The sequence below is a fragment of the Mesorhizobium qingshengii genome (assembly GCF_027563465.1).
GTDB classification, from domain to species: domain Bacteria; phylum Pseudomonadota; class Alphaproteobacteria; order Rhizobiales; family Rhizobiaceae; genus Mesorhizobium; species Mesorhizobium qingshengii_A.
Genome location: NZ_JAPFQA010000001.1, coordinates 84,160 through 102,026, shown reverse-complemented (window position 1 = coordinate 102,026; position 17,867 = coordinate 84,160). Strand labels below are relative to the sequence as shown.

The following is a 17,867-nucleotide window of genomic DNA, read 5'->3' as shown; positions in this document are numbered from 1 at the left end:
TGCCGCCCCCTTCGCGGATCGGGCTCCTAGCCAACAGCCGCCGTCACCATGATCTCGACACGATACTGGTCGCCAGCAAGCCGCGCCTCCACGGTCGCGCGAACGGGCATGGCACTCCTGTCGATCCATGCGTCCCACGCCGCGTTCATCATGTCGAAATCGGCAATGTCGCGCAGCCAGATCTGGGCGCTCAAAAGCTTGGTCTTGTCACTGCCGGCCTTGGCCAGACAGGCATCGATCTTGGCGAGGATTTGCTTCGTTTGCGCCGTGGTGTCGCCGGAAAGATCGTCGGCGGTCAGACCGGCCAGGTAGACGGTGCCGTTGTAGCGCAGCACACGGCAGAAGCGTTGGCCGTTCTCAAGACGTTCGATCGTCATGCAGGTTCTCCCAGTGGCGGATTTCAGTTTCGGCAGTTTGGCCATGGTATGGAGCAGACAAAACGACTGTAAAGCCCGGCAGACGGCGAGGCGCTGCTTTCCGCAATTCGGATGGCCAAAAAAATTGACGGCATAGCCGTGTCAATCTTCGTTTGTGTCATGCCGGGCGCGGTGTAGCTTCCGTCTGGGAGAGCAGCGCCGCTGACGGCGGCCTTGCCAAGGGGAACCGTCGCAATGCATGAAAGTCCCGCGTCGGTCATCGGCCCCGCTTCCGATCCCCGATGCGTCTCGTAGCCGGCTGACGGCGGCGTCCATGGGGCCGATCGCTCAATATCTGAGAGCCTTCTGGCGGAACGCGGAACGCTCGCGCGCCTTGCTGCCGATCATGGCCAGTATCTGCCTCGCCTGCATCGGCAGCGCCATGCTCACCACCGCCGTGTCGTTCTACCTTGGCAAACCCGGTATCGCCCCGGACGTGGTCCAGATCGTGCTGACGGCCTATCCAGCGGGCTTCCTGATCGGGTGCCTGATGACGCGCCCGCTGGTCGCCCGCTACGGCCATGAGCGAACATTCGTCGTGATCCTGGCAACCGCACTGCTGGCGGCCGCGGGCTTCGTCCTCACCGATTTCGTGCCGAGCTGGTTCTGCTTCCGGCTGCTCGGCGGCATGTCGATGGCCTCGATGTTCGTCGTCTGCGAAAGCTGGATCAATCTCTATGCCGAACAGCACAATCGCGGCGCGATGTTCTCGATCTACATGCTGACCACGGCGATAGCGGTGCTGCTCGGACAGGTCCTGGTCGCGCTGGTCGGCCCAAAGTCGCCGCATCTGTTTTCCGTCGCCGCGATCGTAGTGCTGCTGGCTTTCGTGCCCAAAGTCGCCGGACTGCGCTGGCCCGCGCTGCCCTCGGTTCCTGCCGATCCGACGCCGGCGACCGGAACAAAGGCAGCGCGGCTGGGGCCGCTGGCACTTTTCAAGCTGGCGCCGGTGACGGTCGTCGCCATCTTCCAGGCCGGCATCACCAACATGAACATCTTCGTGCTGACACCGATCTACGGGACGCAGATCGGATTGTCGGCATCGACCACGGTCTGGCTGGTCACCACGATAAGCATCGCCGGCATGCTGGCGCAGACGCCGGTCGGCTGGCTGTCGGACCGGCTCGACCGACGTGTGATGCTGCTGGTGCAAGGGCTCGTGGCGGTGGCGGCCTGCGCCTCGATCGCCTGGGTCGGCACTCTCTCCGTGCCGCTGCTGTTCGTCCTGTTCTTCCTCTATGGCGTGACCGCGCTGACGATCTATCCGGTGGCGATGGCATTCGCCGCCTCGCAGCTGCCGGTCCGGCACATGGTCGCCGCCTCTGGTACGCTTCTCCTGCTCTATTCGATTGGCAATGTGGCGACGCCAGGCGTCGCTGCCGGATTGATGGCGCATCTCGGACCGCCGGCCATGTTCCTTTTACTCGGCGGCGGGGCGGTGCTGGTTACGCTCGCGGCCTGCTACAATCTTGTGCGCCGGCCGGCCTCCGCACCGATCGCGCAAACTGTCGAGGAACAGGTTTGATGACGGACAACCCAGCGACGAACCGCCTGAAAGGCCGCGTCATCCTGATCGCGGGTGCGGCAAGCGGCATTGGCGCCGCCATTGCCCGGCGCTGCGTCGCCGAGGGCGCGAGAATAGTCTGCGCCGACTTCGATTCCCCGGCGGCGCAGACGCTTGCCGACGAACTCGGCACCTCGGCGGTCGCTTGCCAATGCGACGTGACCGACGCCATCTCCGCCCGGAGCGCGGTCGACATCGCCAAAACAAACTTCGGCCGGCTGGACGGGCTGGTGCACAACGCCGCGGCGCCATCGACGAGCGCCACGGTCGTCAATCTGGATGAAAGCGCCTGGCGGCATGAGATCGACGTCAGCCTGACCGGCGCGTTCCTGATGAGCAAGTTCGCGGTGCCATTGATCGCGGCAGGCGGCGGCGGTTCGGTGGTGTTCATCGGCTCGCAGTTCGGGCGCGTCGCCACCACCAGGGCCGTCGCTTATTGCGCCGCCAAGGCAGGGCTCATCCACCTCGCCAAGGCGATGGCCGTCGACCACGCGCCCGACAAGATCCGCGTCAACAGCCTGTCACCGGGAGCGGTGGCGACCACGCGCCTGCTGCGCCGATTTCCAGACTTCGAGGCGGCCAATGCCGGCCTCGGACCGGCGCATCTGCTTGGCCGGATCGCCGAGCCCGACGAGATCGCGGCGGCGGCGGCGTTCCTGCTGTCGTCGGACGCCTCCTTCGTCACTGGCTCGGACATGCTCGTGGACGGCGGCTATGCGACACGCTGATATAACTCGCTCGTTTTCAAAGGAGTTCACATGACACTGCTCGTCACCGGTGGAACCGGCTTTGTCATGAGCGTGGTCGCGCGCGAATGGCTGGACCGTGATCCGCAAGCCCGCGCCGTCATTCTGGATCGCTCTGGGCTGGATGCGATCGCCGAGAAATTCTTCGCCCCGGTGCGCGACCGCCTCACCGTGCTGACGGCGGACATATTGGCGCCCTCCGCCTGGGCGGCAGCGCTCGATGCGCATGACATCACCGCGATCGTGCACGGCGCGACGGTGACGCCGAATTCGCGCCCGAGCGACCCACAGATGCAGCCGGAAGCCCACAATCCAGCCGATATCGTCGACGTCAATCTGATGGGCACGGTGCGCGTGCTGGAATGGGCGCGCGGCCGACCGGGCATCAAACGTTTCGTCTATGTCAGCTCCGGTTCGGTCTATCGCCATCACGGGCCGGACTGGAACGGCGAGCCGCTGCCCGAGGACGGCTATGTGGCGCCGCTGACGCTTTACGGCATCTCGAAATTCGCCGCCGAAATGGTCACCAACCGATACGCCGACCTGTTCGGCCTTTCCGCCATCTCAGTGCGGCTGTCGTCGGTCTACGGTCCTATGGACCGCGTCACCGGCAGCCGCAACGTCCGCCATCTGCCCAACCGCGTCGCGCATATGGCGTTGGCCGGCGAGACGATCCGGCCGAACAGCTTCGAACCTCTTGGCGACTATGTGCTGTCGAGCGATGTCGCCAAGGCAATCCTGGCGCTGCTCGATGCGAAGTGCCTGCGCTACCGCCACTACAATATCGGCAGCGGCGGCACACAGACGGTCGGCGACTTCATCGGCTGGGCCAGCGAGCGCATCCCCGACCTGAAGGCCGAGGTCAGCCCGGCCGAGACAGCGAACATCGTCATGAACACGGCGCTGAAGACCGGCATGTGGGGCGAATACGACCTTGCCCGCATCGAGCGGGACACGGACTGGCGGCCAAGGCCAGCCAGGCAGGCCTTCCACGACTACATGGACTGGATCGCCGCCAACGAGAGCCCTTGAGGAGAAAGCCGATGCCGACCGATCTGCCGCCAGCACCCCAGCCACGCGACTTCGTCGGCTACGGCCCGCACCCGCCCATGGTCACCTGGCCGGGCGGCGCCAAGCTCGCCATCAACCTGGTGCTCAACTACGAGGAGGGGTCGGAATATTCCTGGCTGGAGGACGGCCGCAACGACAATTGGGGCGAATACAATCTCGCCAGCAGCCCGCCGGTGCGCGACCTCGGCACCGAGACCCATTTCGAATATGGCAGCCGCGCCGGTGTGTGGCGCCTCGCGCGACTGTTCGACCGATACGGTATTCCAGTCACCATCTCCGCCTGCGCCGTGGCCCTGGAACGCAATCCGGCGGTCGTCGAATGGATGAACGCGCGCGGGCATGACCTGCTCGGCCACGGGCTGCGCTGGGTCGACTACACGACGATGGAGCGGAGCGAGGAAGAGCGCCAGCTGCACGAAGCAGTCGCCCTTTACCAGAAGCTGACGGGCAGGCGTCCCTCCGGCTGGAACTGCCGCTCGTTTCCGAGCGTGAACACGCGCGACCTTCTGGTGCGGGAGGGCGGATTTCTCTATCACTCCGATCCCTGCAACGACGACCTGCCCTATTTCCTCGACCATCAGGGCACCGAGGTGCTGGTCGTGCCCTATTCCAAGACCCTCAACGACAGCCGCTATCTGGTGGCGCCCGGCTATAGCAATCCGCGCGACTTCGCCGAGGATTGCCGCTCGGCCATCGACTACATGCTCGAAGAGGCTGACGAGACCGGCGGCCGCATGCTGACGATCGGCATCCATGCGAGATGGATGGGCCAGCCCAACCGGGCGTCCGGGCTGCGCGAAGTGATCGAGCACGTGATGAAGAACCCGGCCGCTGCTTTCATGCGGCGCGAAGACATCGCCCGCTTCTGGCTCGCCAACCATGCCAGCTTCGAGCGGCGCGGCTGACAAGAGCAACGGGAATGGCGGCATGTTCGAAACGCTGATCCGGGGAGCCACCATCGTCAACGCCGAGGGGCTCGACCGGCGCGACGTTGGCATCACCGGCGGTCGGATCACAGCGCTCGTCGCACCCGGCGAAGCGGCTGAAGCCGGGACCGTCGTCGATGCCAGGAGCTGTTTCCTGCTGCCCGGCCTGGTCGATGCGCATGCGCATCTGCGCGAGCCTGGACTGACGCATAAGGAAGATTTCTCCTCCGGCACGCATGCAGCCGCCCTCGGCGGCGTGACGACGGTGCTCGACATGCCCACAGACGAGCCTTGGACGGCCACCGCCGAACAGCTTGCCGACAAGATGGCGATGGCCGAAGGCCGCATCCATGTCGATGTCGGCTTCCAGGCCGTGGTCAGCCGCGACCTGTCGTTCACTCCTCGCCTGCTCGAGTTGGCGCCGGTGTCATTCGAGCTGTTCACCGCCGATGTACCGGAAGCCTTCCTGTTTTCGACTTTCGATGACGTTGCCCGGGCTCTGCGGAATTTCGACCAGGCCGACACGCTGATCGGCATTTCGCCGGGCGATCAATCGATCCTGACCGGCAGCTCCGAGCGAAACAAGGCCGGTACGATTGCCGCCTTCCTCGACAGCCGTCCGCCTTCGGCGGAGGCCGGCGGCATCGCGCGCGCCGTGCTGGCCGCCGCCGTGACCGGAGCCCGCATCCATGTCCGGCAGATCAATTCGGAACTCGGCGCAAAGGTCTGGAGCAGGCTGCGCGACATGGCGGATGCTAGCGTCGAGACCACGCCGCAGAATCTGTTCTTCAGCGCCGACGACTACGAGACGCAAGGCGCTAGGCTGAAAGGGTCGCCACCCTTGCGATCGCGGCGGGATGTCGATGCCTTGCGCGCGGCGCTCGGCGCTGGACTGATCGACATCGTCGCCACCGACCACGCCCCGCACGCGCCAGCCGAAAAGGCAGCCCCCTACGCGTCCTTCGCCGACATTCCGGGCGGCATGCCGGGGCTGCAGATACTGCTTCAGGCGATGCTGAAACTGGTCGACGAGGGTCTGATCACGCTGCCCGACCTGGTGCGCCTATGCGCTCGCAATCCGGCGGAGCGCTTCGGCCTTGGCAAGCGCAAGGGACGGATCGCCGCCGGGTATGACGCCGATGTACTGATCGTCAATCCTCGGCAATCCAGCACCATCGCCGATGCCGACCAGGTGTCGCGCGCGGCTTACAGCCCGTTCAACGGCTGGACCGTCAAGGCACGGCTGACGAATGTCTTCCTGCGCGGGAAAGAGATCGTGCGAGACCAGGTGTTGATCGATCCGGCGCAGGGCAAGCCTGTTCGTCGAGAAAGCTGAAGGATAATATGCCACTGCTCACCGACAAGGTCGCGATCGTCACCGGAGCAAGCTCCGGCATCGGCCGCGCGATCGCCTTGAAGCTCGCGGCGGAAGGCGCCAGCGTCGTCATCGCCGATACGGCCGAACCGCCGATCGAGGGGGGCGAGAGTACCGCCACCCTGATCGAGCAGGCCAGCGGAACGGCGATGTATATCAAAACCGATATTGCGCAGTGGAATGCGGTCGATGCGCTGGTCGCGGCGACTGTCGCACGCTTCGGGCGGCTCGATGTGATGGTCAACAACGCGGCGATCTATACCAGCACCAACCTGATCGAGACATCGCCCGAGCAATGGAGCCGCGTCATCGGCGTCAACCTGACCGGCTTCTTCTACTGCTGCAAACGGGCGGTGATGCAGATGCGGATCCAAGCGCCACTCAACGACGTGCGCGGCCGCATCATCAACATTTCCTCCCAGCACGGCATGGTCGCTTGCCCTGGCGATTTTCCCTATTCGGTGAGCAAGGGCGGCATCGTGCAGATGACGCGGCAGATCGCCGTCGACCATGCCGACGACCTGATCGTTTGCAATGCCATCGCGCCCGGCAAGATCATCACCGGTAAGCCGGGCGTGGCCAACGATCCCGACGCGCTCGACTATTCACGCCGGCGCACGCCGTGGCCAAGGCTAGGTGCCCCGAGCGACGTCGCGGGCGCTGCCCTGTTCCTCGCCAGCGACATGGCAAGCTATGTCACCGGCATCAACCTGATGGTGGATGGCGGCTGGATGGCAGGCTGATGGATGCAGGAATCAGGGTTTGGCCCTCCCCTGTCTCTTCACAGCCCCTCGAGCAGCGAGTGAAACAGGCGTGAGCGAACCCACCTAAGAACCGCGATGGCCGCTTCCGCGACAGCGATCTGCTGCGCGAGTTGTTCGAGACATCGACGCAGAACGAGCTATTGCAGTTGCTGGGCGTGTAGGGTCGCGCGCCCAACGAGGACGCAAAGTCGAGGCCACGCCACTGGCAGGAATGACTCAGATCAAAGCCAGGCGGGCCCCGGTTGTAATATGCAGCCATCATGTCTGAGGTTCATCAAGGCCGTCGCCGGTTGTTGGCCGCGCTTGCCGTCGGAGGAGGGCTTGTCGCGATTGGCGGCGGATCAGCGCTTGTCATGAACGCCCGGGGTCGTTCCGGTTATGAGGACGCTATCAACGCCACGTGGCGCCATAGCGACAGCACCGATCTGCCACTGTCATCGGCCCGACGAGAACTTGTCCGTTACGCCACCCTGGCGGCAAACAGCCACAACACCCAGCCCTGGCAATTCCGGCTCTCGGACCATTCCGTCCTTGTGCTGCCCGATCCCGGTCGCCGCTTGCCCGCCGTCGATCCCGATGACCATCACGTGTTCGCCAGCCTCGGCTGCGCCGTCGAGAACATGGTTCAAGCGGCTCGCGCGTTCGGACTTAGGGCGGTTCCGAGCTACGACCCGGGTGCGCCCGGAATACGGGTCGACCTGGAGGCCGCGCCGCCCGAACGGACGGACCTGTTCGACGCTATCCCGCATCGTCAATCGACGCGCTCTCGCTATGATGGGCGGTCTGTCCCGCCCGAGCATTTGCGGCTTCTGGAAGCTGCCGGGAACGGCGACGGCGTGCGGATGCTGCTTTTCACCGAACGACAGCAACGTGAAGACATCCTCTCCTATCTCGTCGCAGGCAACAGTGCGCAGTTGGACGATGTCGCGTTCGTAGAGGAATTGGAATCGTGGATACGATTCAGCTATGGCGAAGCCCTTTCGACGCGAGACGGCCTGTTTTCGAAATCCTCCGGCAGTCCAGTCCTGCCAGGTTGGATCGGCCGCTTGATATTCAGCCGAGTGTTCACCAAGGGCGCCGAGAACAGGAAATACGAGAGCCAGCTCAGGAGTTCGGCTGGTGTTGCCGTATTCGTCTCCGACAAGAATGAACCAGCCTATTGGGCCGAAGCCGGCCGTTGCTGCCAGCGCTTCGCCCTCCAGGCGACGGCTCTCCAACTCCGGCATGCTTTCATCAATCAACCGGTCGAGGTTCCCGCCGTGCGAGGCCAATTCGCAACCTATCTGGGCATCGGTGGCCGTCGACCGGATCTCGTGATGAGGTTCGGCTATGGTCCCGAGTTGCCCAGATCGCTCCGCCGCCCGGTGGAGCACGTCATTCTTCAGGCGTAGGTCGGCATGCGCTTCAGGAGCTGTCCGGCATCGCGTGAAGAAAAGCAGCGCGTGACGCCTGCCGATGCCGAGCGGGGAGATTGCGATGGGATCAGGTGAATGAAAGACCCTTACGAGACGCTCGGCGTAACCCGCACCGCCACCGACAAGGAGATCAAGGAGGCGTTCAAGAAACTGGCGCGCAAGTTCCACCCCGACCTGCATCCGGACGACAAGGCAGCGGAAGGGAAGTTCAAGGACATTTCCGCGGCCAACGATCTGCTCAAGGACAAGGAGAAGCGGCGCCGCTTCGACGCGGGCGAGATTGACGCCGCCGGAGCGGAACGGCCACGGGAGCGGTTCTATCGCGACTTCGCCGACGGCGGTGTAAACGCCTCGCACGCAGCCAACGAAGGGTTCGCCAGCAACGAGGATCTGGAAGAATTCCTCAGGCGGGCGTTTGCAGGCGGCGGTCAGCGGGGGCACGAAACCTTTCAGGCGCGCGGCCAGGATGTGAGCTACGTGCTGCCGGTGGAATTCATGGAAGCGGTCAATGGCGCCCAGCGCACGATCACGCTGCCTGAAGGCAAGACGCTACAGGTGACAATCCCCGAAGGAGCAGAGGACCGGCAAATGCTGCGACTGAAGGGCCAGGGCATGCCCGGATTCGGCGGTGGAATGGCGGGAGACGCTTACGTTGAACTGCATGTCGAGCCGCATCCGTTCTTCCATCGCAAGGACGACAACATTCATGTCGAGGTTCCCGTTACCCTGAAGGAGGCGATGCTGGGCGCGCGCATCGAGGTTCCGACCATAAGCGGTCCTGTCACGATGACCATCCCGAAGGGGTCGAACACCGGCCAGACGCTGCGACTGCGCGACAAGGGCATTCGGAACCGCAAGACCGGACAACGCGGACACCAGTTGATCACCCTGAAGGCTGTTCTGCCCTCGGCCGAAGAGCACGAACTGGTCGCGTTCCTCGAAAGCTGGCAGCCGAAACATCCCGATCACCCCCGCAGGGAGATGCTGGCATGATGAGCATCGATGACCTTGTCGAGCGGATAACCGCTCTCCAGCGCAGCGATCTCGAGTCCTGGATCCGGGACGAACTTGTCGTGCCGCGGCAGGATGAGGGGACCATGGTTTTCAACGACATGGAATTCGCACGCGTCCGTCTGATCTGCACGCTTCGCTATGAATTGGAGATCGATGCCGACACGCTGCCGGTCATACTGTCGCTGATCGATCAGCTCCACGAAACGCGGCAGCGCCTGCGAGCACTGAGCGCGGCCGTGACGACGCAGGACAAGTCCGTTCAGGCCGCAATCATCGCTGCGATGGAGCGGGATAGCGGCAGCCTCGCGCCCGGCAGTGAGGAGACATGATCGTGCACGCCGCCGCGTCCCCGGGCTCCATGGTCGCCGCATATACATAACATACATTGACAATGTATCTTTTTACGAAGATGCTGGGTCCATTCCACGCTAGGACATGGCGGGCAACGCAAACCCATCGATCGCCATCGCAGGACACAGCGTCTGCGCATTTTCGACTCGAGGGGCGAGGCGATGCTTCGTATCGGCCGCTCGACCGAGCGCCGTGTGCGCGAGCAAAGACACCAAACGCCGCCTCGGCCTTGTGAACCAGGAGCGCATATGAGCGGAAACCACCGCAGCAAGAGCACCATTGTCCTGGACGGAGTCCCGTTGCCGGACGTGCTTGACGAGACCATGATCCATGGTGTGGTTCACGGCTTCTATGATGAAATTCGCCGCGATGAGCTTCTCGGCCCCATCTTCCACCAGAAGATACAGCCCGACGAGTGGCCGCGTCATCTGGCAAAGATGTGTGACTTCTGGTCCGCGACACTTCTGCGAACGACCCGATATGAAGGCCGGCCCCTGCCGCCACATCTGACGATAGCCGGCCTTGGCGAGGTGCATTTCCGGCGTTGGTTGAAATTGTTTCGCGCCACGGTGCGCCGCATCTGCCCGCCCGAGGTGGCGGCGCTTTTCATGGACCGCGCGCTGCGCATCGCTCACAGCTTTCGTCTTGCGGTCGCCTTCAACCGTGGCGAGACCACGATTGGCATCGAGCCGATTGCCGAGAAAGACCTGTGAGGCCGAATAGGTTTGCAAGAGGTTCCCATAGCGGCACGCCGATCCAAGAAAGGAACCGCCCGTGAGGCTGACCAACTTCTCGGACTATGCCTTGAGGATGCTGATGTACGCGGCCTCAGCTGGCGACCGCCTGATCACGATCGAGGAGACTGCACGCACCTTCGGGGTGTCGAAAACACACCTCAACAAGGTCGCCAATACACTGACGCGTAGCGGCTACCTGAAAGCAATCCGGGGCCGTTCCGGCGGCCTTGTTCTGGGGCTCCGGCCCGAGATGATCCGGATCGGCGATGTCATACGGCTGACGGAGCCGGATTTCGCGGTTGTAGAGTGCTTTGCCACCGGAAACCAATGCGTGCTCACCCACTCCTGCAAGCTTTCGAGCATGTTTGGCGAAGCGATGGCCTCCTTCCAGAGCGTCCTTGACCGTTACACGCTGGCCGACGTCACACTAACGCCCCAGGATTTCCTAGGCAGGCTGCCACCACCCCAACCTTCCGGCCTGGCGCGAAGCGGCGCGTAGGATCGATGTCTCCTTGCGAAATATTGCGCAGCGAAAGATCAAGTGCGTCCCGCCACCGATGGCCGACCCATATCGAACCACCAATAGTGACATTCGCTGATGGGCGGCCATCCGAATGGAAAGGCCACTTCAGTATGAAGGGCCCGCTGCTGATCTGATCGTGGCATGGCGGCAGCGCCTTTGAGGCGGTCAACGAGGGGATCGCGGTTGCGATTTCCGGGGGAGTCCCATGAACTGGATCGCGCTCTCTGGCTGATGTCAAAGCAAGGCAGCCTGCCCCTCCGGCATTGCTCGGACGCCCGAGCGCCGAAAATCCGTGTAGCAGCCACCTGCTACCAGCGACGTGAATTTTGGCGCTATCCAATGGGTATGGCGAACCTCACAGAGGCAGTGTAGGGTTCACCGCATAAGAACAATAAATGAGCCGTACCCTCGGCACAGCCGAGCGAATCTGGGAGGATTCATGGTCGAGATCATCTCCAAGCGGGATGGCCCGCGGCGCGAGGACATGCAGGTCAAAAGGCTGATCGAGCAGAACCGATCGACTATCGTCCAGCTTGCCGACCAGATCAGCGGCGGCGGCTATTCGGCTTCCAGGAAGCCACGCCAGCAACCGAAGGCTGAAGGACTGATCATCCATGTCGGCGGCAGCGTCTCGCCTGCGACTGAGCCCAAGCCGTCCATCCGCGTCACCATGAACGGCCGCGTGATCTCCAAGGACCAGAACACCGGCCGCCAGCTTCATCACATCGGCGATGTCCGCAACCGGAATGGAGAACAGATCTTCGTCCTGGCAACGAAGCAGAACGGCTTTTTCTCGCCGGTCGACGAAACCATCGCCGAGGCGCTTGCCGGGCTGGACGGCTCCCGGCTGACCGCGACCTATACCGAAGAACAGCTTGCAGCCGACATCGGTGCGAAACTCGGCATCGCCTGACGACCGGCATTCGGGCGTCGCTCTGCACGTCCAATCCGCGACAGCATACAGAAATGGCATACCTCAAAAGGTACTGTGATGACTGAATGAAACATGCGAGCGGCCCCAATCCGATGAAAACCGATGCTCTTCCGACGCGTGCGTCGATGGCCACCGGACAGCTGGTTCTGGACGGGATCGACTATGATGAGCGCGCCACGATGCGCGCCTGGGAGAGTTTTCTGTCCGACGAGCCGACATGCGCTCGCGATCCGGTCCATGTCCGCTCGCTGATCCACGATTCCTGGTATCGCAGCGCCACCGGCGGCATCAACGCGCAAGGCATCGAAGCGCCGTTGAGCAGCGATCGTGACGAGATCGAATACCTGACCCGCGCCAATGCCGAGTTGCTTTCGGCGGCGCGGCGATCGTTCGTGTCTCTTGGCCAGTTGCTGGAAGGCACGGGAGCGATGCTGGTGCTCGCCGACAGCGACGGCGTGCTGATCGACGCCATCGGCGACAAGAAGACCCTGCATGACGGCATGGACATTCACCTGGGCATCGGCGGCAAATGGAACGAGGACGCCGTTGGCACCAACGGCATAGGCACGGCACTGTGGACCGGCGAACCGATCTTCGTCCACGCGGCCGAACATTTCTGCGCCGGCATCAAATCCTGGACCTGCGCCGGCGCGCCGATCCGCGATCCGCTGGATGGCAAGATCATCGGCGTTGTCGACCTGTCAGGCTATTCGCCGATCTTCCGGCCGCACAACACGGCGCTCGTCGCCGCCACAGCCAGGCAGATTGAAAAGGCACTCGCCGAGCAACAACAGGAGCAGCGCACGCGCCTGCTCGAAGCCTTCATTTCCTCGGCACCCAGCTACCGCCGAAAAGACGGGTTGGTGATCGTCGATCATCGTGGCCGCGCGATCTTCTGCAACAACGTGCCCAATGGCGACGCGACGGAAATGATGGACGGCCCGATGGAACCGGGTCGCGGTCGTTGGCTCATGAACCTGCCCGCCTCCGGCTCCGACACCGATCTCGCCAACGCGCTGCCGGCGCATCTGCGATCCTGTCATGTCACGCCGCTGAAGCTTGATGGCGATCTTCGTGGCGCGGCACTGGTGTTTCCCTCGGTACCGGCCGTCTCGAGCGTGACGGTGATACGCCGGGAGGAGAACAAACACCTGCGGACAGCCGCGGCGATGATCGTCGGCGACAGCGAAAAATTGCTGGCCGCCATTGATGTCGCCTCCCGGGTGGCCGCGTCGAACGGTGTCACCTCGTTGCTGATAGAAGGTGAGACGGGTGTCGGAAAAGAGCTGTTTGCACGGCTTGTCCACGCCGGCAGCCGGCGCACCGAAAACGACCCGTTCATCGCCATGAACTGCGGCGCGATCACCAAGGAACTGTTCGGCAGCGAATTGTTCGGCCACGTGGCCGGCGCCTTTACCGGAGCTTCGCGTGACGGCAAGCCGGGCATCTTCGAACTCGCCAATGGCGGCGTGCTCAGCCTTGACGAAATCGGCGAGTTGCCGCTCGAGATCCAGCCCTTCCTGTTGCGCGTGCTGGAGGAGCGCGTGGTCCACCGCATCGGTGATTCGAGAGGCCGCCCGGTGGACGTGCGACTGGTCGCCTCGACCAATCGCGACCTCAAGCAGGAAGTCGCGGCCGGGCGCTTCCGCAGCGATCTCTACTACCGCATCGGCGCGGTCTCGATCCATGTCCCGGCCCTGCGCGAGCGCGGCGACGATGTGCTGTTGCTGATCGAGCATTTCAACCGGCAGATCGCGAAGCTGGCAGGCAATGATCCGCTGGAGTTTTCAAACGACGCGCTCGACGCGCTGCTGGCCTATCGCTGGCCGGGAAATGTGCGCGAACTGAAGAACCTGGTGGAGCGCCTGCATATACTGGCGCGCGGCGGCACGATCGAACTACAGGACCTTCCCGGAGAAATCAGTGCGGGCAATCGCGACGCCATGGTCATGCACGGCGACCATCCCGCGGCCATGCTCGAAGCACCGGTGTGCTCGTTCGAGGATGCCGAACGCCAGGCGATCAAGAATGCGCTTGTCGCCGAGGGCGGCAATCTCAGCAAGGTTGCGCTAAGGCTCGGCATTTCGCGGCCGACGCTCTATCGCAAGCTCGGCCAGTACGGCATCCGCCGAGGCTTTCTTTAGGCCCAGGTCCGTTCATCGCAAAAAACCCGCGGCATTCGCGCCGCGGTTTGGGGAAAACTCGTCGACCGAAACTGCCGTCAGTCAGTGGTCGCGGGGATGATCAGGTCTCTACGACAGCACCGGTCACTTTCTCCGAGAGATATCCGAGGATGTTGCCGATGATCCGCGAAATCATCACGGCGGCCGCGACGTCGATGATGCCGCCGACGCCTTCGCCATAACCGACGTCACAAGCAGAAAAAGCGCCGCGCCATGACGCGGCACGCCCGTTTCGTGCCGCGTTCAGTCCGGAGGCTTTCAGGGCACGATGACGCCGCGGCCGGTGAACCGCCGATTCTTGAAATCATCGAGCGCGGTGTTGATGCTGGCGAGATTGTATTCGGTGTAGTGCATCTTCACCTTGCCGTCGGCGTTCAGCTCCATCAGTTCGACAAGCTCGGTGAAATTGCCGACCAGGCTGCCGCCGATATTGATCTCCTCGATGACCAGGTGCGCGGTCGGCACGTTGATGTTGCCGCCATAGCCGACCACGAACAGTTGCCCGCCCTTGCGCACCATCTTCCAGCAGATGTTCTCGACACCGAGTTCGCCGACGAAGTCGATCACCACATGCGCGCCGCCGCCGGTGATCTGGCTGACTTCCTCGACGACATTCGGCCCGCCATCGAGGATGAAGTCGGCGCCAAGGTCCTTGGCCAGCACCCGCGCCGCCGGCTCGCGATCGACGGCGATGATGCGGCAGCCCGAGATCGCGTGCAGCGATTGCAGCGCGATATGACCGAGCCCGCCTATGCCGAGCAGGACGCAATAACTGCCTGGCCGCAGCAGTTTCGCCGCCCGCTTGGCGGCGCGGTAGGCGGTGATGCCGGCATCGGCCAGCGGGGCCACTTCGATCGGCGTGATGTTGGCGTTCAGCTTGATCAGCGAGCGTTCGCTGGTGATGAAGTACTCGGCGAAACCGCCATTCATGCCAAGGCCGGGGAATTGGCCGTTGTCGCAATACATGTCCTCGCCGTGGCGGCAGTTGAGACAGATGCCGCATGAGCGGAAGGGATGGCAGATGACGGCGTCGCCGCGCTTGACCGATCTGACGCCGCTGCCGACCTCCTCGACCCAGCCGGCATTCTCGTGGCCCATGATGTAGGGCAACAGCGTGCCTTCGGGATCCATGGTCGGCTTCCACACACCCTCGATGATGTGAAGGTCGGTGCGGCAGAGGCCGGCGGCGCCCACCCGCACGATCACCTCGTCGGGAGCGGTGATCGTCGGCGCCTTGACCTCCTCGATCTTGAGCTGAACGTTCATCTTCGGATCGTATTCGTAAAGTCTGGCAGCTTTCATTGTCGTATCCCTTCAACGTCGAGATTGTCTGGATTGCTTCAGGCGCGGCCGAGCTTTTCGGAACCACCGCCACGCGCCGGTCCGGCCGTCGGATCCTCGTCCTCCGCAAGATCGCCAATCAGCGTTTCGGTGGTCAGGATCAGGGTCGCCACGGAAGCCGCGTTGGCGAGCGCGGTGTAGGTGACGCGGACCGGATCGATGATGCCTGCCTCGAACATGTTCTGATACGTGCCGGTCGACGCGTTGTAGCCGTAGCCGCCATTGATCCGCGTGACCTCGATGACCACGGCTTCAGGATCGGCACCGGCATTGGCGGCGATGCGCCAGAGCGGTCGCGACAGAACCGACCGCACTAGGCGCACGCCCTCGGCGACATCGCCATCGACGCCAGCCGCCACCTTGTCGAGCAGGGGCGCGATCTGGGCGAGTGCCGAACCGCCACCGGCGACCACGCCCTCTTCGGACGCGGCGCGCACCGCATTCAAGGAATCCTCGATCAGCTGGATGGTCCGCTTTTGCTCTACCGGCGTGACGCCGCCGGCATAGAGGATCGCGGTGCCGCCGGAGAGCTTGGCCAGGCGTTCGCGCAGCTTGTCCTGGTCGATGTTGGGCGGCGAGGCTTCATACTGCCGCTGCACCTGGGCGCGACGCGACGCGATGGCCGCATGGTCGCCGCCGCCGCGAATGATCGAGGTGTAGGACGAGCTGGTCTTCACCCGGTCGGCCGTTCCGAGATCCTCGGCGGTGACATCCTCCAGCCGGCCGCCGAGATCGCGCGCGATCACCTTGCCGCCGGTGATGATGGCCAGATCCTCCATCATCGCCTTGCGCCAGTGGCCGTATTCCGGCGGGTGGACCACGAGGTATCTTCCGGGCCCCTGCTTGCCGAGCAGGGTCACCACCACTTCCGGCGACATCTCCTCGGACACGATCAGCAGCGGCCGGCCGGCCTCCTCGGCGATGCGGCGAACCGCATCGAGTTGCTCGGGCTCCTTGATCTTGAGATCGGTCATCAGGATGTAGGGCCGTTCGAGCACGGCCTCCATCTTGTCCTGGTCGGTCACCATGTGATGAGAGAGGTAGCCGCGTTCGAAGGACATGCCCTCGACGACATCGAGCGTGGTCTCGGTGGTGACGCTGAAGTCGGTGGTGATGACGCCCTCGGCGCCTACCCGCTGATGGGCTTCCGCCACCAGCGCGCCAAGCTTGCTGTTGGTCGCGGCGATGTTGGCGACCGACGCCAGGATGCCGTTGCCCTTGGCCGGCTTGGCCGAGGCCTTGAGCGCCGCCACCACCGCCGCCACGGCAAGGTCGATGCCCTTGCACAGATCGACGGATTTGGCGCCGCGCTCGTTCGCCGCGACACCACCCTGGATGAGCGCGTTGGCGAGCACGATGGCAGTCGTGGTGCCGTCGCCGGCGATCTCGTTGGTCTGCATGGACACTTCGCGGACGACTTGCGCGCCCATGTTTTCGAAACGGTCATGCAGCTCGATTTCGGAGGCGATGCTGACACCGTCGCGGGTCACCATCGGCGTGCCGATCGGCCGGTCGATCATGGCGTTCATGCCTTTGGGACCGAGCGTCGGCTCGACGGCGGCCGCAAGCCGGAAGACGCCACGGGCGAGAGCACGGCGGGCCTCGGAATTGTGAAGCATTATCTTGGACATGATTCCTCCTTCCGCCTTACGGGCGGGTTGTTGGTTAGGGGCCTCGTGCAAGGGAGGCCGTTGTGTCAGCTCTGCCTCAGGCGGTCGGGCCGGTTCGTGCCGGCACGCGATCCAAGATGAAATCGACCAGCGTCGGTTCGCCGTCGACCACATCCAGTTCCTTGTATCTGGTCTGCTTGAGCCCACGGCACAGCGCGCCGTTGAACTCCATGTTGATGCGCACACCGCGCAGTTCGGCGAGATGGGCACTGAGTGCGTCAGCCGGGATTTTCTCCCCTTCCCATGTCACGAAGACAGGATCATCTGGCCGACGGTCGGGAAACCGCTCGAGCAGAGCCGCCCGGTATCTCGGCTTCTGTTTGGCCGCCTCGCCCGGCTCGAACCGGGCGACGTCATATGCCGGCAGGTCCATGCCGAGGATTTCCCGATCAGTCAGGCCGTGCTGCCGCAGGCCGCGCAACACCGCCTCCTGGCGCCGCTTGAATGCCTTCATGGCAAAGGTTTCGCGCAACGCGCCGAGATCCTGATCCTCGGCAAGCACGGCAAAGATGTCGCCGAACGTCTTGCCGGCTTCCATGCCGCGATTGACCTCTTCGGCGAACATGTGGTCGTGCAGCTTGACGCGATAGGCCGGCGCCCAGGAGAGCTGGTCGAGCGCCTTGCGGACGCCGTCCAGCATCAGGAACGCGAAGTTGGGGGAGCACCAGTAGGTCGGCAGGCGGAAATCTATTTCCACCCGGCCATCGCTCGTCACCGCGGCGCGCTCGACGAAGCCCATCTCGGTGACGGGTTCGTCGAGTTCCGGGTCGTTGACCTCACCAAGGCGCCGCCAGAGTTCCTTCTCGCGGCTGCCGGAAACGCTGGCGGTTGCCATGG

Annotated in this window: 17 protein-coding genes; 13 read left to right on the top strand and 4 right to left on the bottom strand. The window is 63.7% G+C overall.

Annotated elements, in window-relative coordinates; translation table 11 throughout:
- Positions 1–26 precede the first annotated feature (26 nt).
- The gene (locus tag OOJ09_RS00500; RefSeq protein WP_269903307.1) at positions 27–377 is read right to left on the bottom strand and encodes a RidA family protein; all 351 of its coding nucleotides are present in this window, start codon (positions 375–377) and stop codon (positions 27–29) included.
- 313 nt (positions 378–690) lie between these two features.
- On the opposite strand from OOJ09_RS00500, the gene OOJ09_RS00495 reads away from it, so the two are divergent.
- The 13 genes from OOJ09_RS00495 (at position 691) to OOJ09_RS00435 (ending at position 13,980) form a co-directional block, all read left to right on the top strand.
- Positions 691–1,941: an MFS transporter gene (locus tag OOJ09_RS00495; protein ID WP_269903306.1), complete on the top strand. Its 1,251-nt coding sequence runs from the start codon at positions 691–693 to the stop codon at positions 1,939–1,941.
- Positions 1,941–2,708: an SDR family NAD(P)-dependent oxidoreductase gene (locus OOJ09_RS00490; protein WP_269903305.1), complete on the top strand. Its 768-nt coding sequence runs from the start codon at positions 1,941–1,943 to the stop codon at positions 2,706–2,708. The genes OOJ09_RS00495 and OOJ09_RS00490 overlap by 1 nt, the downstream gene beginning before the upstream one ends.
- 30 nt (positions 2,709–2,738) lie before the next feature.
- On the top strand, positions 2,739–3,758 hold the full coding sequence (locus tag OOJ09_RS00485) for an NAD-dependent epimerase/dehydratase family protein (protein WP_269903304.1): 1,020 nt from the start codon (positions 2,739–2,741) through the stop codon (positions 3,756–3,758).
- Between the two features lie 11 nt (positions 3,759–3,769).
- On the top strand, positions 3,770–4,702 hold the full coding sequence (locus tag OOJ09_RS00480; protein WP_269903303.1) for an allantoinase PuuE: 933 nt from the start codon (positions 3,770–3,772) through the stop codon (positions 4,700–4,702).
- A gap of 22 nt (positions 4,703–4,724) precedes the next feature.
- Positions 4,725–6,059, top strand: coding sequence for a dihydroorotase (locus OOJ09_RS00475; protein WP_269903302.1), 1,335 nt, complete (start codon positions 4,725–4,727; stop codon positions 6,057–6,059).
- A gap of 8 nt (positions 6,060–6,067) precedes the next feature.
- A complete protein-coding gene (locus OOJ09_RS00470; RefSeq protein ID WP_269903301.1) occupies positions 6,068–6,841 on the top strand; it encodes an SDR family NAD(P)-dependent oxidoreductase in 774 nt (257 codons plus the stop codon).
- Positions 6,842–7,122: 281 nt separating this feature from the next.
- A complete protein-coding gene (locus OOJ09_RS00465; protein ID WP_269903300.1) occupies positions 7,123–8,253 on the top strand; it encodes an Acg family FMN-binding oxidoreductase in 1,131 nt (376 codons plus the stop codon).
- A gap of 99 nt (positions 8,254–8,352) precedes the next feature.
- The gene (locus tag OOJ09_RS00460; protein ID WP_269903299.1) at positions 8,353–9,270 is read left to right on the top strand and encodes a J domain-containing protein; all 918 of its coding nucleotides are present in this window, start codon (positions 8,353–8,355) and stop codon (positions 9,268–9,270) included.
- Positions 9,267–9,620 carry a chaperone modulator CbpM gene (locus tag OOJ09_RS00455; protein WP_269903298.1) on the top strand — a complete coding sequence of 118 codons (354 nt, stop codon included), beginning with the start codon at positions 9,267–9,269 and terminating at the stop codon, positions 9,618–9,620. The genes OOJ09_RS00460 and OOJ09_RS00455 overlap by 4 nt, the downstream gene beginning before the upstream one ends.
- A 270-nt stretch (positions 9,621–9,890) precedes the next feature.
- A complete protein-coding gene (locus OOJ09_RS00450; RefSeq protein WP_269903297.1) occupies positions 9,891–10,355 on the top strand; it encodes a group III truncated hemoglobin in 465 nt (154 codons plus the stop codon).
- A gap of 61 nt (positions 10,356–10,416) precedes the next feature.
- Positions 10,417–10,878, top strand: coding sequence for an RrF2 family transcriptional regulator (locus tag OOJ09_RS00445; RefSeq protein ID WP_269903296.1), 462 nt, complete (start codon positions 10,417–10,419; stop codon positions 10,876–10,878).
- Between the two features lie 463 nt (positions 10,879–11,341).
- Positions 11,342–11,815: a hypothetical protein gene (locus OOJ09_RS00440; protein WP_269903295.1), complete on the top strand. Its 474-nt coding sequence runs from the start codon at positions 11,342–11,344 to the stop codon at positions 11,813–11,815.
- Between the two features lie 86 nt (positions 11,816–11,901).
- Complete coding sequence (locus OOJ09_RS00435; protein ID WP_269903294.1) at positions 11,902–13,980, top strand: sigma-54-dependent Fis family transcriptional regulator; 2,079 nt, start codon at positions 11,902–11,904, stop codon at positions 13,978–13,980.
- A 297-nt stretch (positions 13,981–14,277) separates the two neighbouring features.
- Here the strand turns inward: OOJ09_RS00435 and OOJ09_RS00430 are convergent, their stop codons facing one another.
- The 3 genes from OOJ09_RS00430 to OOJ09_RS00420 form a co-directional block, all read right to left on the bottom strand.
- Entirely contained in the window at positions 14,278–15,321 is a 1,044-nt protein-coding gene (locus OOJ09_RS00430) for an NAD(P)-dependent alcohol dehydrogenase (protein WP_269903293.1), read from the bottom strand.
- 38 nt (positions 15,322–15,359) lie between these two features.
- Positions 15,360–16,991 carry a molecular chaperone GroEL gene (locus tag OOJ09_RS00425; protein WP_269903292.1) on the bottom strand — a complete coding sequence of 544 codons (1,632 nt, stop codon included), beginning with the start codon at positions 16,989–16,991 and terminating at the stop codon, positions 15,360–15,362.
- 76 nt (positions 16,992–17,067) lie between these two features.
- Entirely contained in the window at positions 17,068–17,865 is a 798-nt protein-coding gene (locus OOJ09_RS00420; protein WP_269903291.1) for an iron-sulfur cluster assembly protein, read from the bottom strand.
- Positions 17,866–17,867: the final 2 nt, after the last annotated feature.